This window comes from Providencia sp. PROV033 (assembly GCF_028484855.1).
Taxonomy (GTDB): domain Bacteria; phylum Pseudomonadota; class Gammaproteobacteria; order Enterobacterales; family Enterobacteriaceae; genus Providencia; species Providencia alcalifaciens.
In genome coordinates this window covers 15,216-33,496 of record NZ_JAMPSW010000011.1, presented here as the reverse complement: position 1 = coordinate 33,496, position 18,281 = coordinate 15,216, and the positions used below count along the sequence as shown (strand labels likewise).

17 protein-coding genes are annotated in these 18,281 nt (G+C 42.0%); 9 read left to right on the top strand and 8 right to left on the bottom strand.

Going from position 1 to position 18,281, the window contains the following annotated elements:
• Positions 1-62 precede the first annotated feature (62 nt).
• A complete protein-coding gene (locus PSF16_RS03920) occupies positions 63-1,442 on the top strand; it encodes a sugar porter family MFS transporter (protein WP_006661892.1) in 1,380 nt (459 codons plus the stop codon).
• A 534-nt stretch (positions 1,443-1,976) separates the two neighbouring features.
• Here the strand turns inward: PSF16_RS03920 and ychF are convergent.
• Both ychF and pth read right to left on the bottom strand, forming a co-directional pair.
• Positions 1,977-3,068 carry a redox-regulated ATPase YchF gene (ychF, locus tag PSF16_RS03915; protein WP_272688802.1) on the bottom strand — a complete coding sequence of 364 codons (1,092 nt, stop codon included), beginning with the start codon at positions 3,066-3,068 and terminating at the stop codon, positions 1,977-1,979.
• 103 nt (positions 3,069-3,171) lie between these two features.
• A complete protein-coding gene (pth, locus tag PSF16_RS03910) occupies positions 3,172-3,762 on the bottom strand; it encodes an aminoacyl-tRNA hydrolase (RefSeq protein WP_006659995.1) in 591 nt (196 codons plus the stop codon).
• 311 nt (positions 3,763-4,073) lie between these two features.
• On the opposite strand from pth, the gene PSF16_RS03905 reads away from it, so the two are divergent.
• Positions 4,074-4,346 carry a DUF2583 family protein gene (locus PSF16_RS03905; protein WP_006659994.1) on the top strand — a complete coding sequence of 91 codons (273 nt, stop codon included), beginning with the start codon at positions 4,074-4,076 and terminating at the stop codon, positions 4,344-4,346.
• A gap of 352 nt (positions 4,347-4,698) precedes the next feature.
• Here PSF16_RS03905 and prs read toward each other — a convergent pair whose 3' ends face one another.
• The 3 genes from prs to lolB all read right to left on the bottom strand — a co-directional run bounded on the left by prs (position 4,699) and on the right by lolB (position 7,258).
• A complete protein-coding gene (prs, locus tag PSF16_RS03900) occupies positions 4,699-5,646 on the bottom strand; it encodes a ribose-phosphate diphosphokinase (protein ID WP_006661866.1) in 948 nt (315 codons plus the stop codon).
• A 68-nt stretch (positions 5,647-5,714) separates the two neighbouring features.
• On the bottom strand, positions 5,715-6,590 hold the full coding sequence (gene ispE / locus PSF16_RS03895) for a 4-(cytidine 5'-diphospho)-2-C-methyl-D-erythritol kinase (protein WP_272688801.1): 876 nt from the start codon (positions 6,588-6,590) through the stop codon (positions 5,715-5,717).
• Positions 6,587-7,258 (bottom strand): lipoprotein insertase outer membrane protein LolB, encoded by a 672-nt coding sequence (gene lolB / locus PSF16_RS03890; RefSeq protein WP_272688800.1) that lies wholly within the window; start codon positions 7,256-7,258, stop codon positions 6,587-6,589. The genes ispE and lolB overlap by 4 nt, the downstream gene beginning before the upstream one ends.
• 494 nt (positions 7,259-7,752) lie before the next feature.
• On the opposite strand from lolB, the gene hemA reads away from it, so the two are divergent.
• The 7 genes from hemA (at position 7,753) to PSF16_RS03855 (ending at position 14,433) form a co-directional block, all read left to right on the top strand.
• Positions 7,753-9,015 carry a glutamyl-tRNA reductase gene (gene hemA, locus PSF16_RS03885; RefSeq protein ID WP_272688799.1) on the top strand — a complete coding sequence of 421 codons (1,263 nt, stop codon included), beginning with the start codon at positions 7,753-7,755 and terminating at the stop codon, positions 9,013-9,015.
• Positions 9,016-9,046: 31 nt separating this feature from the next.
• Complete coding sequence (gene prfA / locus PSF16_RS03880) at positions 9,047-10,129, top strand: peptide chain release factor 1 (RefSeq protein ID WP_272688798.1); 1,083 nt, start codon at positions 9,047-9,049, stop codon at positions 10,127-10,129.
• Positions 10,129-10,962: a peptide chain release factor N(5)-glutamine methyltransferase gene (gene prmC / locus PSF16_RS03875; protein ID WP_112860709.1), complete on the top strand. Its 834-nt coding sequence runs from the start codon at positions 10,129-10,131 to the stop codon at positions 10,960-10,962. Before prfA ends, prmC begins: the two co-directional genes overlap by 1 nt.
• A 24-nt stretch (positions 10,963-10,986) precedes the next feature.
• Positions 10,987-11,796, top strand: coding sequence for a transglutaminase family protein (locus PSF16_RS03870; protein ID WP_272688797.1), 810 nt, complete (start codon positions 10,987-10,989; stop codon positions 11,794-11,796).
• A 44-nt stretch (positions 11,797-11,840) separates the two neighbouring features.
• Positions 11,841-12,695 carry a 3-deoxy-8-phosphooctulonate synthase gene (kdsA, locus tag PSF16_RS03865; RefSeq protein WP_006661861.1) on the top strand — a complete coding sequence of 285 codons (855 nt, stop codon included), beginning with the start codon at positions 11,841-11,843 and terminating at the stop codon, positions 12,693-12,695.
• Between the two features lie 12 nt (positions 12,696-12,707).
• Complete coding sequence (locus PSF16_RS03860; RefSeq protein ID WP_006661860.1) at positions 12,708-13,610, top strand: TIGR01212 family radical SAM protein; 903 nt, start codon at positions 12,708-12,710, stop codon at positions 13,608-13,610.
• A 70-nt stretch (positions 13,611-13,680) separates the two neighbouring features.
• Positions 13,681-14,433 carry a tetratricopeptide repeat protein gene (locus PSF16_RS03855; protein ID WP_006659984.1) on the top strand — a complete coding sequence of 251 codons (753 nt, stop codon included), beginning with the start codon at positions 13,681-13,683 and terminating at the stop codon, positions 14,431-14,433.
• Positions 14,434-14,527: 94 nt separating this feature from the next.
• On the opposite strand, the gene dauA is transcribed toward PSF16_RS03855, so the two are convergent.
• The 3 genes from dauA to PSF16_RS03840 all read right to left on the bottom strand — a co-directional run bounded on the left by dauA (position 14,528) and on the right by PSF16_RS03840 (position 18,259).
• A complete protein-coding gene (gene dauA / locus PSF16_RS03850) occupies positions 14,528-16,243 on the bottom strand; it encodes a C4-dicarboxylic acid transporter DauA (protein ID WP_272688796.1) in 1,716 nt (571 codons plus the stop codon).
• Between the two features lie 280 nt (positions 16,244-16,523).
• Positions 16,524-16,922 (bottom strand): hypothetical protein, encoded by a 399-nt coding sequence (locus PSF16_RS03845; RefSeq protein WP_272688795.1) that lies wholly within the window; start codon positions 16,920-16,922, stop codon positions 16,524-16,526.
• Positions 16,919-18,259, bottom strand: coding sequence for a phosphatase PAP2/dual specificity phosphatase family protein (locus tag PSF16_RS03840; RefSeq protein ID WP_272688794.1), 1,341 nt, complete (start codon positions 18,257-18,259; stop codon positions 16,919-16,921). Before PSF16_RS03840 ends, PSF16_RS03845 begins: the two co-directional genes overlap by 4 nt.
• Positions 18,260-18,281: the final 22 nt, after the last annotated feature.

The following is an 18,281-nucleotide window of genomic DNA, read 5'->3' as shown; positions in this document are numbered from 1 at the left end:
GAATTATTGATTTAATTAGTGAAATCAACGATGAAATATATTAATAACAGGATGATTTTATAATGAAAACAAAACATTCGATAAATGTCATGGTGTTTTTTGTTGGATTATTAGCTGCGCTTGCAGGACTATTCTTTGGGTTAGATACCGGAGTAATTTCAGGAGCGCTTCCATTTATTAGCCGAGATTTTGAAATCTCGTCAACATTACAAGAATTTATTGTTAGCTCTATGATGTTAGGTGCTGCATTGGGTGCATTGATGAGTGGATGGCTTTCATCTCGTAATGGAAGAAGAAAAAGTCTAATTATTAGCTCTGTATTATTTATAATTGGAGCTTTAGGTTCTTCACTATCACCAAATGCTTATTTTCTTATATTTTCTAGAGTTATATTAGGCCTCGCGATTGGTATATCTTCATTTACAACTCCTGCCTATTTATCTGAGATTGCCCCTAAGAAAATCAGGGGTGGCATGATTTCTATGTACCAACTAATGATTACTATCGGTATATTATTAGCTTTTATATCAGATACGGGTTTTAGTTATGATCATGCTTGGCGTTGGATGTTAGGGATTACGGCTATTCCAGCTGTATTATTATTTTTTGGTGTTACATTTTTACCTGAAAGTCCACGTTGGTTAGCAAGCAAAAATAAAGTTGAAGAAGCTAAAAAAATATTATTCAAATTGCGTGAGTCCAAAGAGGAAGTAGAACAAGAACTTGGTGATATTCTCAATAGCTTAAAAGTGAAACAATCGGGATTTAATTTATTTAGAGATAATAGAAATTTTCGAAGAAGTGTATTTTTAGGTATTTCATTGCAATTTATGCAACAACTTACCGGCATAAATGTAATTATGTATTATGCGCCTAAAATATTTTCTTTAGCTGGATTTGCTTCTACTTCTCAGCAAATGTATGGAACCGTTTTAGTCGGTATTGTTAATGTAATTGCGACATTATTTGCTATAGCAATAGTTGACCGTTTTGGTAGGAAAAAACTATTATTAGCTGGGTTTTCTGTTATGGCTATCAGTATAGCATTACTTGCTCATATACTGTCTTATCAAACACATACTCTATTTTTACAATATATTAGTGTATCGTTATTATTATTATTTATCATCGGTTTTGCGGTTAGCGCGGGTCCTATCATATGGGTTCTTTGCTCTGAAATTCAGCCATTAAAAGGCAGAGATTTTGGAATAACATGTTCAACGACTGCGAACTGGGTGGCTAATATGTTAGTGAGTGCGACATTCTTAACATTGCTATCATTGTTAGGAGATACAAATACATTTTGGATTTATTCAATACTTAATATTATATTTATTGTCATTACATTATATTATGTACCTGAGACTAAAAATGTGGCGCTTGAACAAATAGAAAGAAAATTAATGGAAGGAAATCGTTTAAAAGATATAGGTAGAGTGTAATACCTTACTTTCTATTTTCTTAAAATGAGTTGGATATTGATGTATAAAATATCCAACTTTTTATTACTGGCGTCTATTATTGTTTAATTACTACAAGTAAGTATATTGTATTTACAATTCAAATCAGCTACTTGTGCTATATGAATTACTCTGATATTGCATGGATTAAAAATTAAAACTTCGCAACGGCAAGTCGTGGTGACGCGGGTGCTCAAATTATAATCGGGTCCGATTATAACTTTGGTAATGGTGCTCCCAAAGATTTTAAAACAGCGGACGACTGATCATTGAGTGGTTTCATAAATCAGGTAAGCAGGAGAATGTAGGTGCTCAATTCCGTCTTGGCGCTATCTATGAAGACGATGATGGTGGATTTCAACGAAGATAAATAAGCGGTACTCAGTTATATACTCATTCAGTTGTAGGTTTTCATGAATCGTCTGAGAGACGATAAACAGCATAAAACCAAGTTAATCTCATGAATTTTATGCTGTTTTATTAAGAGATGAAACGGTGTGAAATTAAAGTGTAAGTTTACACATTAAACAAGAAATTCAACACATCACCATCTTTGACGATGTAATCTTTGCCTTCCGCACGCATTTTACCCGCTTCTTTTGCACCTTGCTCACCACGGTATTTGATGAAATCTTCAAATGCGATAGTTTGTGCGCGGATAAAGCCTTTTTCGAAGTCAGTGTGGATTTTACCTGCCGCTTGTGGAGCTGTTGCGCCAACAGGGATAGTCCATGCACGCACTTCTTTCACCCCAGCGGTGAAGTAAGTTTGCAGGTTTAATAACTCATAACCCGCACGGATCACACGGTTCAAGCCTGGCTCTTCAATGCCTAAATCTGCCATGAATTCATCAAGCTCTTCATCGTCCAGCTCGGCGATATCGGATTCGATAGCGGCACAAACAGGAACAACAACAGAACCTTCAGCTTTCGCGATTTCGTAAACTTTATCTAAGTAAGGGTTATTTTCAAAACCATCTTCATTGACGTTGGCAATGTACATGGTTGGCTTCAGCGTTAAGAAGCTTAAATAACGGATAGCGGCTTTGTCTTCAGCCGTTAAATCCAGTGAACGCAGCATACCCGCTTGTTCTAAGTGTGGCAGGCATTTTTCCAGTGCTTCTAATTCCGCTTTTGCGTCTTTATCGCCGCCTTTTGCGCGCTTTTGTACGCGGTGAATAGCACGCTCACAAGTGTCTAAGTCAGATAGTGCTAATTCAGTATTGATAACTTCGATATCCGCCGCAGGGTCAACTTGACCCGCAACGTGGATGATATTGTCATTTTCGAAACAGCGAACAACGTGACCAATCGCTTCGGTTTCACGGATGTTAGTCAGGAATTGGTTACCAAGACCTTCACCTTTTGATGCGCCTTTTACTAAGCCAGCGATGTCAACGAATTCCATCGTGGTTGGTAGAATGCGCTGAGGCTTCACGATCTCAGCTAATTGATCAAGACGTGGGTCTGGCATTGGCACAACACCCGTGTTTGGTTCAATCGTACAGAAAGGGAAGTTGGCTGCTTCGATGCCGGCTTTGGTCAATGCATTAAACAGAGTGGATTTACCCACGTTAGGCAGACCAACGATACCGCATTTAAAACCCATATGTTTCTCACCTTAATAGCGAGGGGCAGGCGTGTGCTGCCCCTAATGTTTAGACAATTGGCGCTGATTATACACAAAAACTTGTGTTTGATGAAATCAACTCTTAGGCAGTGGCTTTAAAACCATGTAAGCGATTGATAGCTTTATCCATTCCATCTGATAACAGGATGTCCGTACAGCGCACAGATTCATCAATCGCATCATCAATAAGCTTCTGTTCAGACAGCGGTGGTTTGCCTAACACGAAACCAACAACTTTGTTTTTATCGCCTGGATGCCCAATACCAATGCGTAAGCGGTAAAAGTTCGGGTTATTGGCAAATTTGCTTTGAATATCTTTTAAGCCGTTATGTCCGCCGTTGCTACCACCCAGTTTCATTTTTGCAACGCCCGGTGGTAAGTCGAGCTCATCATGAGCGACTAAAATTTCATCAGGATTGATTCGATAGAAATTGGCCACTGCGGCGACGGATTTACCACTTAAATTCATAAAAGTCGTTGGTACTAGCAAACGAATATCATTGCCGCCAATATTGATGCGCGCTGTATAGCCAAAAAACTTAGGCTCTTCTTTTAGTGATTGGTTATGGCGTTGTGCCAGTAAATCAACATACCACGCACCAGCATTATGGCGGGTTTGCGCATATTCAGCGCCCGGATTGGCTAATCCAACAATTAATTTTATTTTACTCACGGGGACTTTTTCACTGTCAATGTATAGAAATTGGTGACTAGTTTACCTCGTGTCGGGGTGGATGTACAAAATTGTCAGAGAGAAGATTTTTGTAGTGATAATTAGCTTCTGAATTATTCGGTAAAGCTATAAGGCAAGTTTATAGTTTGATAAAAAGCATTTTTTGAGTAGATATCCTTAAACTCTTCTATACATGTGAAGCTTATCGCAAATAATTTTACTTAAAGAGCTATACTCTTTACATAAATATAAAGTTTTATCGAACTTTTCTTCAATGCTTGCTTATCAGTTTACTGATATTGGAGGTAAATATGAAACGGAAAACGGTTACATTCATCGGAAATGGTTTAATGGGACTGGGCATGGTCGTCATGGGAGGGAGCATTGGTTTAAACCTGTTTTCTCATATTGTGGACTTAGGCTTATCCGATGACATCATTAACGGTTCGTTGTTTGGAATTTTTATTGGTGCATTAGTTTGGTTAGTGGGTGCGAGAATGGGTGGTAGGGAAAAAGTGGAAGATCGTTACTGTTTAGTAAAACGCCAATTTCATTCCCGTAATGATAACCATCGTTATCCATGACAAGTTAACGTCAAATCCCAACAGTGTGAAATTAACTGTTGAGAGCTGATTGCGGAAAATAATGCGCTCGGTGATCGGAAGCATGATGAATATCATGATGAATATAAATAAGAGTGAAATTATTGGCTAAGAATTTCACTCTTATTTTTTGTTTAGAAATTATCTTAATATCACATACAAAAAATAAAGCCCCTACGGTTGATGGACAACAGTAGGGGCGCTACTTATAAATTTTTGTATCGTGACCACAATGAATGTGGTGCGATAAAGCACATTTCTCGCCTCAATAATTTAATGAAAAACGACTGAAACCAGTATGTTAAAACGGGGTCATTAAGACCCCGTTTTAGAATTAGTGCTCGAACATCGCAGAAATTGACTCTTCATTGCTGATACGGCGAATAGCTTCGGCCAGCATGCCTGAAAGGGTCAGGGTGCGAACTTTGTTCAGCGCCTTGATTTCAGGAGAAAGAGGAATTGTGTCACAAACAATGACTTCATCAATCACAGAGTTTTTGATGTTGTCTACAGCGTTACCGGAGAAGATTGGGTGAGTTGCATAAGCGAATACACGCTTAGCACCACGCTCTTTCAGCGCCTCAGCTGCTTTACACAGTGTGCCACCAGTATCAATCATATCGTCAACTAAAATACAGTCACGACCTGAAACGTCACCAATGATATGCATGACTTGAGAAACGTTTGCGCGTGGGCGACGTTTATCAATGATAGCCATATCGGTATCGTTCAGTAATTTCGCGATTGCTCTAGCGCGAACGACGCCGCCGATGTCTGGAGAAACAACGATTGGGTTTTCTAAGTCTTTCTGCAACATGTCTTCCAGAAGGATTGGGCTACCAAATACGTTATCTACAGGAACATCAAAGAAGCCCTGGATCTGCTCTGCGTGTAAGTCAACGGTAAGAACACGGTCAACACCTACACTAGACAGAAAATCGGCAACAACTTTAGCGGTGATTGGTACACGGGCAGAACGTACGCGACGATCCTGTCTTGCATAACCGAAGTAAGGAATAACAGCGGTAATACGACCAGCAGATGCACGGCGCAGGGCATCAACCATCACAACCAGTTCCATCAGGTTGTCATTAGTTGGTGCACAAGTTGACTGGATGATAAAAATATCACCACCGCGAACATTTTCATTAATTTGAACACTGACTTCGCCGTCGCTAAAACGACCAACAGCCGCGTCTCCAAGATTAGTGTAAAGGCGGTTAGCAACACGTTGTGCTAGTTCCGGTGTAGCGTTACCAGCAAAAAGCTTCATATCGGGCACGAGAAAAACCTCAGGCTTGCGTCCAGAGAGATATTGTTGACCAACAGCAATGATGGATGGGTCATTACTTATTGGTGCAATACACGGGTTATCCCAGCGCGGAATTTGTGCACAGGAGAAACATTCGCTCCTTGAGCGACGAATCCGTGCACCCACGATGGGGCTTTATTTAACACCTTCAGGGCATCCGCTTGTGTTTCGAACTCAGAAAAGACACAAGCGCCTGTTCCTGTTAGGCGAGACGGAGCATATTGTAACAGCCAAGAAACGAGCTGTTCAACCTCACGAAAACGTTTTCTTGCAATTGGTTCGCAGTCATTTGCATACGGAGCCAGTAATAATGCGGCTAAAGCGCGTTTTGGAGAATTTCGATTTAATTCTGGATCTGTGAAGATCATCGGGGTTGAGATTTCAATTCCGGGGTGAGCGACTAAATACCAACGCTCTTTTGGTTCTGCCGGTGTTAAAATTTCGCCAATCCCTTCTGCAAAGGCAGCATGACCACGAACAAAAACAGGTACATCTGCACCCAGATGTTGACCTAATTCTGCTAAAACATCATCAGAAACGTGGGTTTGCCAATGTTCATTTAACGCAATGAGCGTAGTAGCCGCGTTGGATGAACCACCACCGATACCGCCACCCATAGGCAACACTTTGTTAATACAAATATCGGCACCCAAAGGACCCTGATGGTTTAGTGACTCACGACAATAGGTCTGTAAACTTTTGGCAGCGCGAGTAATTAAGTTTTTTTCGACATCCACGCCCACCATTGGAGTGAGTAAATTAATGTGATCATCGGAACGTGCAGTGAAGGTAATTTCATCACCATAATCTAAAAACTGAAACAAGGTTTGTAGCTCATGGTAGCCATTAGCACGCTGCCCTGTAATGTATAAGAATAGATTCAATTTTGCCGGTGATGGCCACGTTAATGTCATTTTTTCAGTGTCCAACTATCCATTTTTAACTTAATGATTTTATCTTTTTGATGCAATTCCATCTGATTCGGTAACATGGGTGTGGTTTTGGTATCGTAAGAGAGATAATCCAAATTCCATGTTTCACCATTGACTTTAAAAGTGACTGATTTCAACAGGTGGTTACTATCAAGGGTGTATTCTGACGCTCGACCGGGTGAGCCGACTAACCACGCGGTGAGTTCATCAATAGGGATATCCATGCCTGTTAACTGATAAATTAACTCACTCGGCACATCACTCATGTGAGTTTGCCCATCTTTAGTCGTTAATTTGGTTAAATCAGGCTCTACACTGAGTTCCAGTTCGCGAGTTCCTAATGGATTGGTGAGCAATAAACGGTATTTTTCAGGCGTGTATTGTTGCCAGAAAAATTTCGCGTAGGTTTTGGTTTCCGTGCCAGTTCCTTGTCCGCCGATATACACAAAGGAGCCTCGAGTTTGGTAATCTCGCAATTCCGAAACTTGAGCCTGATGTTTTTGCCACTGTTCATCAGAAGATGAAGAGGTTTCTTTTGTGGTGTTTTGTGACGTTGTCACGCAGGCGGTAAGAAATAAGGCTGAGAGGGGAATTAATCGCAAAAAGCCTTTGGCTGGGCGAATAAACGACAGAGCAGAAAAAAATTGCATATCGATTCTCAACATAGAGTGAATAGTAATGACATTGCAGATGAAACCACAAACAGGGTCGTTATTTTAACCATTTTCTGGTTTTCTCAATAGAGAATTAAATTTATTTTAGACATCATTGCCTATTAAAGCTATCGAAAACACCAGAGTGCTTTAATGGGATGCTAACGTTAAAATGAGATATTTTTCAGGGATATTGCGCCAATCTTATTGGCTTATCAATGATAATATGATGAAAAGTATGGATTTGCTTTCTGTGCGTAATAAATGCATTCTTAAAGCATCTTATTGATATTTAAGGCAGCTAGTCAGATAATTACTTCATATTTTGGGGTTAATCATCTTTCTGGCTGTTAGCCATTGAGTACCCGTAGAAACAGAAGCGTTAATCATCTACAATATACGCATATAAATCTCAGCTATGAGCTAGGTTACTAGTATCAGGCTGATAAATAAATTAGCAATGTGAGCAATGTGAGTAAGTCGTAAGCACAATGACCTTATTAGCCTTAGGCATTAATCATAAAACAGCACCGGTAGCTTTGCGTGAGCAAGTCGCTTTTGGTCCTGAAAAAATCGACCACGCACTTGAGGAACTTTTAAAACAGCCTCAAGTGCGTGGCGGTGTTGTGCTGTCTACCTGTAACCGAACTGAACTGTATCTAAGCCTTGAATCTCAAGAAAAAGCGCAAGAACAGTTAACAAAATGGTTATGTGATTTTCATGGGATCACCGCTAAAGACCTACAACCCAGTCTCTACTGGCATCAAGATGCACGCGCAGTAAGTCACCTTATGCGCGTGGCGAGTGGGTTAGATTCACTGGTTCTCGGTGAGCCTCAAATTCTCGGTCAAGTGAAAAAGGCCTTTGCGCTTTCGCAAGATAACCATTCACTGTCTAGCGAATTAGAGCGCTTATTCCAAAAATCTTTTTCCGTGGCAAAACGTGTACGAACAGAAACCGATATTGGTGCGAATGCCGTTTCTGTCGCATTTGCTGCTTGTACACTTGCGAGACAGATTTTTGAATCACTCAAACATTTGAATATTTTGTTAGTCGGTGCAGGTGAAACTATTGAATTAGTCGCGCGTCATTTACGTGAGCATGGCGTGCAGAAAATGATGATAGCTAACCGAACCCTTGAACGTGCACAACTGCTCGCCAAGGAAGTTAACGCACAAGTTATTTCATTAGCGGACATCGACAACCGTTTAGCTGAAGCAGATATCGTGATCAGCTCGACAGCCAGCCCATTGCCAATTATTGGTAAAGGAATGGTCGAACGTGCGATGAAAGCACGTCGCAGTAAACCTATGTTATTGATTGATATCGCTGTACCTCGTGATATCGAGCAGGATGTAGAAAAACTCAGAGATGTTTATCTCTATACTGTTGATGATCTTGAATGCATCATTGCCCAAAACTTGGCTCAGCGTAAGGCCGCGGCGGTTGAAGCGGAATTTATCGTTGAACAAGAAAGCGGTCATTTTATGGATTGGTTGCGCTCACAAGCCGGAGTCTCTACAATTCGCGAATATAGAGAACAGGCGGAAGCAATTCGGGCAAGTATGACCGAGAAAGCACTTGCAGCCATTGCCCAAGGTGCCAACCCTGAGCAAGTAATCATGCAATTATCACAACAGTTAACCAACCGCCTGATCCACGCTCCGACTAAATCTTTGCAGCAAGCTGCAGGAAATGGGGATGTTGAGCGTCTAAATCTACTTAGGGACAGCTTAGGGCTGGACCATCAATAACCACTTTTTAATCATAGGTCTGATATAACGAATGAAGCCTTCTATTGTCGCAAAACTAGAAGCATTACAAGAACGCTACGAAGAAATTGAAGCGCACCTTGCTGATGCGGGTGTGATTGCTGATCAAGACCGTTTTCGTGCTTTATCAAAAGAATATGCTCAGTTAACGGATGTCGCGAAGTGTTTTACTGCGTGGCGCACCGTTCAGGATGATATCGAAACAGCCCAAATGCTGTTAGACGATCCTGAAATGAAAGAGATGGCTCAAGAAGAGCTTAAAGAAGCAAAAGAGCGCAATGAAGAGCTGGAACAGCAATTACAATTGCTGTTACTTCCAAAAGATCCTGATGATGAATATAACTGTTTTGTGGAAATCCGCGCTGGTGCGGGTGGCGATGAAGCAGCGATTTTTGCGGGTGATCTATTCCGTATGTACAGCCGCTATGCAGAAAGTCATCGCTGGCGTGTTGAGCTGATGAGCACCAGCGATGGTGAGCACGGTGGGTATAAAGAGGTGATCGCGAAAATCTCGGGTGACAGTGTTTATGGTCGTCTGAAATTTGAATCAGGTGGTCACCGAGTACAACGTGTTCCTGAGACTGAGTCGCAAGGTCGTATTCATACGTCCGCATGTACTATTGCTATTCTGCCTGAGTTGCCAGAAGCTGAATTGCCAGAAATCAGCCCAGCGGATCTGCGTATTGATACTTTCCGTTCTTCTGGGGCGGGTGGTCAGCACGTTAACACCACTGACTCAGCAATTCGTATTACCCACTTACCAACCGGTATTGTGGTTGAGTGTCAGGATGAGCGCTCACAACACAAGAACAAAGCGAAAGCGATGTCGGTGTTAGGTGCACGTATACGCCAAGCAGAAATGGATAAACGTCATGCTGCGGAAGCATCTGAGCGCCGTAACTTGTTAGGTTCGGGTGACCGTTCTGACCGTATTCGGACATACAATTTCCCACAAGGTCGTGTGACAGATCACCGTATCAACCTGACACTGTACCGTTTGGATGAAGTGATGGAAGGGAAACTGGATACATTAATCCAGCCTATCATCAACGAATACCAAGCTGATCAGCTTTCTGCATTATCTGAGCAGGACTAATGCGTTATAGCGAATGGTTACAGCAGGCAGTCGTAAGGCTGTCTGCCAGTGATAGCGCTAAACGTGATGCGCAGATCCTGTTGCAATACACGACGGGGCGTAGCCGTACTTATATTCTAGCCTTTGATGAGACGGAACTCACGTCAGACGAACAGACCCAGCTTGACGCTTTATTAATGCGTCGTGAGCAGGGCGAGCCAATAGCATACATTGTCGGCGAACGTGAGTTTTGGTCTTTACCATTGTATGTGTCGCCAGCGACACTGATCCCTCGCCCTGATACCGAATGCCTTGTTGAGCAAGCGTTAGTGCGATTACCTAACGCGGAGTGCCGAATTTTAGATCTTGGCACTGGCACTGGCGCGATTGGATTAGCTTTAGCGTCAGAGTTGCCGAATAGTTGTGTGGTCGGCGTAGACTTTAACCCTGAGGCTGTGGCGTTAGCACAACGAAATCAACAGCGTTTAGCGCTTCCAAACATTCAATTTTCGCAAAGTGATTGGTTTGCTTCACTACCAAATGAACTATTTGATATGATTGTGAGTAACCCTCCTTATATTGATGAGGGTGATATTCACTTGAGCCAAGGTGATGTGCGTTTTGAGCCATCAACCGCGTTGATTGCTGATAACCACGGTTTTTCAGATTTAGAACACATTATTGCCACATCAAAACAATACTTAAAACAACAAGGGTGGCTGCTGCTTGAACATGGTTGGCAGCAAGGCTCAACAGTCCGAGAGCTATTTAATGAAAATGGGTACACCAATGTCGAGACTTGTCTCGATTATGGTGGTAAAGAGCGAGTTTCTCTTGGTCAATGGAATGGTTAAGTGGGCAATTGTAGTGGAATTGTAATGAAAACAATAGCAAATATTGAGTTTAATCAGTTACCGTTAAGCGAAGGCATTATGATGGTTTCTCAAATCATTCGTGCCGATTTTCCTTTTATGCAGGTACAAGCGCAATTAGATGAACTTGTCGCTAAAGCGCGAGATGCAATAGATTTGACTGCGGATAATCAGTCAAAAATAGAGCAGCTGATTACTCTGTTTTATTCTCAGTGGAAATATGGTGCTGCGGAAGGCATCTATGCCCTGTCGGATATGTTGTGGCTGGATAAAGTCATATCCTCCAAACAAGGTACGCCTGTCTCTCTTGGTTCCATTTTTTTATTTATTGCTGAGCAACTCGACTTGGATGTTGACGCCGCGATTTTCCCGACTCAGTTGCTATTTGTTTCGACAAAGCGCGATGGTTCTCAATGGTTTATTAACCCTGTCAATGGTGAAACCCTATCTCAGCATACATTAACAATGTGGTTGAAAGGGACGGTCGATCCATACTCTGAGTTTATCTTTGATGAGCTAGATGTCGCTGAACATAGCGTCATCGTACGCAAAACTTTTGATACATTGAAAGCGGCGCTGATGGAAGAGAAGAAAATGGAGATGGCATTAAAAGTCTGTGAGACGTTGCTAATCCTAGATCCTGAAGATCCCTATGAAATTCGTGACCGAGGACTTATCCTCGCGCATTTAGACTGTAATCATGTGGCACTGAGCGACCTTAACTATTTTGTTGAGCATTGCCCAGAAGACCCAGTGTCCGAAATGATTAAGATCCAAATTTATTCGCTGGATAATCTTCCAGTCGTACTGCATTGATTAACGTATAGACAGTTTACTGTCTTCCTATGAAGGGTAAGAGTATGCAACAGAAAGTAGTCAGTATCGGTGATATTAAGGTCGCAAACGATCTGCCATTTGTTCTGTTTGGTGGCATGAACGTACTTGAATCTCGCGATATGGCGATGAAAGTGTGTGAGCATTATGTCACTGTGACACAAAAATTAGGCATTCCGTATGTGTTTAAAGCCTCTTTTGATAAAGCTAACCGATCATCTATTCACTCTTATCGTGGTCCGGGTCTGGAAGAAGGGATGAAAATCTTCCAAGAAATCAAACAGACTTTCGGTGTAAAAATCATTACAGATGTGCATGAGCCTGATCAAGCACAACCTGTTTCTGAAGTGGTTGATGTTATCCAATTACCCGCTTTCCTTGCTCGCCAAACGGATTTAGTCGCTGCGATGGCAAAAACGGATGCAGTGATTAACATCAAAAAACCGCAGTTCATCAGCCCAGGACAAATCGGTAACATCGTTGAGAAATTCATTGAAGGTGGCAACGATAAAATTATTCTGTGTGACCGCGGTGCAAACTTTGGTTATGACAATCTCGTGGTTGATATGCTTGGCTTTAATGTCATGATGCAAGCGTCTAAAGGGTGCCCAGTCATCTTTGACGTGACACATTCACTGCAATGTCGAGACCCATTTGGTGCGGCTTCTGGTGGTCGTCGTGGTCAAGTGGCGGAATTGGCAAGAGCTGGCATGGCAGTAGGTTTAGCTGGTCTATTCCTCGAAGCGCATCCAGATCCAGAAAATGCACGTTGCGACGGTCCTTCTGCGCTACCATTGCATAAATTAGAGCCATTCTTACAACAAGTTAAAGCGATCGACGAAGTGGTAAAAAGCTTCCCTGCACTGGATACTAACAGTTAATCTCGGTTCCAAATGCAATTAAACGATGTTGTTTCCATGTTCGGCGCTGATCTTCAGCGCCGATATGGTGAAAAAATTCACAAAGTCACCTTGCACGGTGGCTTTAGCTGCCCAAACCGTGATGGCACGTTGGGGCGGGGTGGCTGTACATTTTGTAATGTGTCATCCTTCAGTGATGAAAACCAATCTGAGCAATCCATCAGTTTGCAAATCCAACAGCAAATTTCTCGAATATCCCGCGCAAATCGCTATTTAGCGTATTTCCAAGCTTATACCAGCACCTATGACGAAGTGCATAGATTAAAACTATTGTATGAAGAAGCGCTACAACAAGCTGATATGGTTGGGTTATGTGTAGGTACTCGCCCTGATTGCGTACCTGATGCTGTGCTCTCTTTACTGGCTGGGTACCGTCAACAAGGTTATGAAATTTGGTTAGAGCTTGGGTTACAAACTGCTCATGATAAGACGTTACACCGTATAAATCGTGGGCATGACTTTGCGGCTTATCAAGCAACAGCGCAAAAAGCTCGCGCACTTGGACTCAAGGTATGTACACACTTGATTTGCGGTCTGCCAAGCGAAAATGCAACCATGAATATGCAGACATTAGATGCGGTTTTGGTATGTGGCACGGATGGTATAAAGCTGCATCCATTGCACATTGTTGAGGGCAGCATTATGGCAAAAAGTTGGCATGCAGGACGCTTAGAAACGCTATCTTTAGAAGAATATACAGCCACCGCCGGTGAGATGATCCGCCATACTCCGACCGATATTTTATATCATCGCATCAGTGCTAGTGCGAGAAAGCCAACATTGTTAGCACCGCAATGGTGTGAAAACCGTTGGGTAGGTATGAACAGTTTATACCAATATTTGCTCGTAAATGGGGGACAAGGGTCAGCACTGTAATGCAGAGATTTTTAACTGAATTTTTTGAAATACTGATTCATAATAAATTTAAAAAAATAAAAAGGTGCCTATGTATCCGATAATCTCAAGTGTTAAACACGTTAGTCGTCAACTTTGTTTAGGGGCAGTAGGCTTGGTATTTTCTCTACAAGTTTCAGCGCAATACGATATTACACCTGAAAATAAGAAAGTATTCGAACACACTAAAATTGCGGCTCAAAATAATGATGCTAAAGCGCAATATGAATTAGCAGGCATGTATTTATCGGGGGTTGGTGTATTACAAAACCAAAATAACGCTAAGTTATGGGCAGAAAAATCAGCACAATCAGGTAATGCGGATGCATATTCATTATTGGCGGATATTACGTTAATGAGTGGTGATAGAACGTTCACTGAAGAATTTGTCAAAGCCCGCGAATATGCAAGTAAAGCCGTTGATGGTGGAAGTATTCGAGGAAAAATTAGTTTAGCTGAAGCTTTAATTACGCCGGAGTCTGGCGCTGTTGATTATCCGCGCGCCATTGCACTACTTGAGGAAGTCAGTGCGTTAAATGACAAAGATTACTTCAACGCGCCATTATGGTTAGGCATCATTTATTATGATGGTCATGGCGTACCACAGAATGAAAAAAAGGCGTTAGAGTGGTTTGCAAAAGCGGATGCGTTAACTTTCTCAGGTTTTGCTGAAGGAATGGCATCATTTCAATTTAATGATGGCAACAATGGTACTGTCAGAGATGACGAGCAAAAAGCCACGAAACTCCGCGCAATGGCATGTGAGCTAGGTAAAAAAGAGAATAACGAAATGTATTGCTACTAGTTTTAGGGACAGAAAGAATAGAAAATGCCGCGCTTGTTTAGCAAGTGCGGCATTTTTATTGTTAGCTTCAGTTATAATTTAAGTCTTCGCCTTTTTAAGACGTAAGGGACCTTTTAGCCTCTTGAATGTGCTGAACTTCGTCTAAAGCACTATCCAGTGAGTTTTGGAAACTGAGCGCGCCATCAATAGGACGAACATTCGCACGAGCTAATGTTTTCAGCGGTTGGAATGGGATATCACACACAATAATGTGAGTATCTTTACGTACGATATCAATAAATTTCTGGAAGGCTTCTAAGCCACCCGCATCAAAGACAGGTACCGCATCCCACTGCATAACAATAATTTCATAGCCATGACTTTTTACTCGCAGTTCATCAAAAATACGTTCTGCGGCAGCAAAGAACAGTGGACCATTCACTCGGACAACTAACACGCTCTTATCTTCTTGAGTCTCCGGCAACTGTGTGACTCGTGTCATATTGGCAATACGTCGCATAAACAGCAACGAAGCAATAACGATACCGACGGTAATGGCGATCACCATATCGAATAGAACAGTTAAAGACATACATAACAGCAATACAATAATGTCATCTTTAGGTGCGCGGCGGATCAAGCTAAAGACTTTACCCGCTGCACTCATGTTCCAAGCCACGATCAAGAGCAGTGAAGACATGGCGGCAAGCGGTAAATACGACAATAAAGGCGCTAAAATAAGCAGTGTCAGTAGCACTAAAATCGAGTGTATGATAGCTGAGATAGGAGAGGTTGCACCGGCTCGAACGTTTGCAGCAGAACGAGCAATTGCAGCCGTTGCCGTGATCCCCCCAAAGAATGGGGCGGCAATATTTCCTAGCCCTTGACCTATCAATTCACTATTGGAGTGGTGCTTTTTCCCCGTCATATTATCGAGCACTACGGCACACAGTAGGGACTCAATCGCACCTAGCACTGCCATCGATAGTGCGGCAGGCATAAGTGCTGTGATCATCGCCCAGCTAATGGGGGCACTGCCTGGTAACTCCCATGGCAATATAAATTGCGGTAAAATTGGCGGAATACCACTTCCTTCTGTGCCGTCAGGAAGCAAATAGCTAAATTTAGAACCGATCGTTTCCACATGAATATCAAACAGCGTTAATATCCACATAATTAAGGTCCCAACAATAATTGCGGGTAGATGCCCAGGCAGGCGAACCTTAAGTTTAGGCCAGAAGATTAAGACAAGTAATGTGGCAAGCCCAATCAACATATCGCTATATTGGAAGGTTGGAAAAGCTTTGCTTAGAGCAATAACCTTATCAACATAGTTTTCAGGAACATGCTCCATTTGCAGACCAAAGAAATCCTTGATTTGCATAGTGGCAATCGTAATAGCAATCCCAGACGTAAATCCCAGCGTTACGGACACGGGAATATATTCGATGAACTTACCAAACCGAGCAAAACCCATTGCCAGCAAGATAATGCCTGACATTAATGTTGCGACTAATAAGCCACTGAGCCCATATTGCTGAGATACTGGGTATAAGATCACCACAAACGCCGCTGTAGGACCGGATACGCTATAACGGGAACCACCAGAAATGGCAATTACAATCCCAGCAATTGCAGCGGTGTAAAGTCCATATTGCGGGGGAACGCCACTGGCTATTGCGAGCGCCATCGCCAATGGAATTGCAATAATCCCAACGGTAATACCCGCAATTAAGTCCTTCATGAAACGTGCTGCGGTATATTTCTCTTTCCAACAGGAGTCTATTAATGCGCTAAAAGGGCGCAATCTATTAATATTTCTTGTACTCATTAAAACCCTACCAAAATAACAGGGTGAAAAATAAACGAAATGAAGAGATGAGGATACGCCTAACTGAATCAAAAAAATGTGTTATTTATCAATGAAACTACAATTATCATAACGCTTTCAGTATCAAAAGTAAAAAATCGTTATTTTCTACGTTAAATATCATTAAACGTATTTAAAATAATTATTAACTATCGATTTTCTATTTTAAACAGTGAGTTAAAAAAGATAATAATTAATTAATAGTCAATTTACCTCTGATTTAAATATGACCCAAAATAAACTAAAAAATAAGCGAAAATAATAACCATCCCCATAATAGCGTAACGGCATAACTGGCACGCTGAAATAATTTGCGCGTACCTGCCCATCGACTTTCCATACTGCGACCCGCTGATGATTGAGGGAATAGATGCTCAAGTGCATCATCGAAGGCTTGTGTATCTCCTTGGTGATAAATCAGGATAAAGAAATGATGATCAAGGCATAAGCGGAAAATAAAATACTGGCTAGCAAAAAATAGCATGACCCCCACAGCTAGACTCAAGTGTGATATCGAACCATGGAACAACAATGCGAATTGCCCCAGCAATGCTAGGATGGCAACTATCGCCAAATAGCGCCAACTCCCCGTGAGCACGACAATGACATCTCCACGGTCTTTATCCAGTAATGAACTCATTGGTTTTCTCTTTGTACATGAAATTGCTGATACCAGTGATGTAATTGTTCAATGGTCGCGGAATTTAAAATGACCTGAGGACGAACGCGTTCAACCTGCGCGATTGCATCTTCAATGTTTTTTGCCATATTTTGGTGTACTAACCATGCCACAACAACCGTTGCACTTCGAGAATAACCCAATTTGCAGTGAATATAGACAGTTCCACTTTGTGCGAGTTTGTCCATGGTTCTAATGGCTTTTTCAATATCCTCTGGGCTTAGAGGTAACAAATCAATTTGTGGCTGGCTACAATAATTTTTCCCATAGCTGTAAATATTGCGAGACCACTCGCAAGTCATATCGAGAACGGCTTGCGTTTGCAATGGATATAACGGGCGTCCTCCCAAAACAATTTTTTCATTCACAATACTGGGTTGCTGGCAGCGCTTAGCATAGTAATGATAAGTACCCCAAGCAATGAGGCGATAAGGGAGTAATACTAATATAGCGGATGGAGAAACGTGACCTTCAGCTGTTTTCTGGAATACAGAAGCTCCAGCCCCTAAATAGCCTAATGTGACAAAAGCTAAGGCGAGAGCAGGCCATAAAAACCACCACAGAGCGCCTTGTAATAAAAAGGCGAGGGCGAAGCACAGCACTGCACCTAATCCATAGTTTTTAGCAATTTTTAGGCTTCGAGGACTTCCTGTGTAATGCCATTGCCAACGAGTAGTAATAGGTAACAAATAGCTGATGATGACACCAACTGCGAACCCAGTGATCACATCAATAAAATGATGTTGCCATGTCGTGAGGACAGAAATAAGAATCAGAATTGACACGCTATGCAACAGCCAGCGCCATTGAGTTGGTGTATGGGAGCGGAAGCGCAACCACAGTAACCACAGTAAAATAATATGTAATGAAGGGGCTTGGTTGTACGGTAAATCAAACAGCTCTAAGCTGTCGAACATCCAGCCAAATACGCCATGGGTATCAGGGCGAGGAAAACTAAATTTAAGTGGGAAGAGTAAAAAGCCAACACAGGCAATAAGTGATGCTGCGATTAAGCGTAAGCCATGGATGCACTGCTCACGGCGAGAGGTACAGATGAACAGTGAAATCCCGTAAAATAGGTCGATGCTCCAATAGGGAATAATTGTCCAAGGTAAAAAAGGGATCTGTTTTTCCCAGCTATAAACATAAGAGGGTACATTGGGTAATGTAGCGGTATAGTTGTTGACTTGCCCGTACGTTAAAAAGAAAAAGGGCGCTAAGAAGAGCAACCAAAATAGCCCATAAATCCAAATTTGGCGTCGTGATGCCGTGCGCGTATCTTGGGTGTTGAGGGTCATATAATGGGTTCCTATCTTAATT

Coding starts and splice junctions, on each gene's coding strand:
- PSF16_RS03855 (WP_006659984.1), top strand. CDS start 13,681: ATGTATCCGATAATCTCAAGTGTTAAACACGTTAGTCGTCAACTTTGT.
- kdsA (WP_006661861.1), top strand. CDS start 11,841: ATGCAACAGAAAGTAGTCAGTATCGGTGATATTAAGGTCGCAAACGAT.
- prmC (WP_112860709.1), top strand. CDS start 10,129: ATGCGTTATAGCGAATGGTTACAGCAGGCAGTCGTAAGGCTGTCTGCC.
- lolB (WP_272688800.1), bottom strand. CDS start 7,258: ATGCAATTTTTTTCTGCTCTGTCGTTTATTCGCCCAGCCAAAGGCTTT.
- prfA (WP_272688798.1), top strand. CDS start 9,047: ATGAAGCCTTCTATTGTCGCAAAACTAGAAGCATTACAAGAACGCTAC.
- PSF16_RS03920 (WP_006661892.1), top strand. CDS start 63: ATGAAAACAAAACATTCGATAAATGTCATGGTGTTTTTTGTTGGATTA.
- PSF16_RS03840 (WP_272688794.1), bottom strand. CDS start 18,259: ATGACCCTCAACACCCAAGATACGCGCACGGCATCACGACGCCAAATT.
- PSF16_RS03860 (WP_006661860.1), top strand. CDS start 12,708: ATGCAATTAAACGATGTTGTTTCCATGTTCGGCGCTGATCTTCAGCGC.
- dauA (WP_272688796.1), bottom strand. CDS start 16,243: ATGAGTACAAGAAATATTAATAGATTGCGCCCTTTTAGCGCATTAATA.
- PSF16_RS03845 (WP_272688795.1), bottom strand. CDS start 16,922: ATGAGTTCATTACTGGATAAAGACCGTGGAGATGTCATTGTCGTGCTC.
- ispE (WP_272688801.1), bottom strand. CDS start 6,590: ATGACATTAACGTGGCCATCACCGGCAAAATTGAATCTATTCTTATAC.
- PSF16_RS03905 (WP_006659994.1), top strand. CDS start 4,074: ATGAAACGGAAAACGGTTACATTCATCGGAAATGGTTTAATGGGACTG.
- PSF16_RS03870 (WP_272688797.1), top strand. CDS start 10,987: ATGAAAACAATAGCAAATATTGAGTTTAATCAGTTACCGTTAAGCGAA.
- hemA (WP_272688799.1), top strand. CDS start 7,753: ATGACCTTATTAGCCTTAGGCATTAATCATAAAACAGCACCGGTAGCT.
- ychF (WP_272688802.1), bottom strand. CDS start 3,068: ATGGGTTTTAAATGCGGTATCGTTGGTCTGCCTAACGTGGGTAAATCC.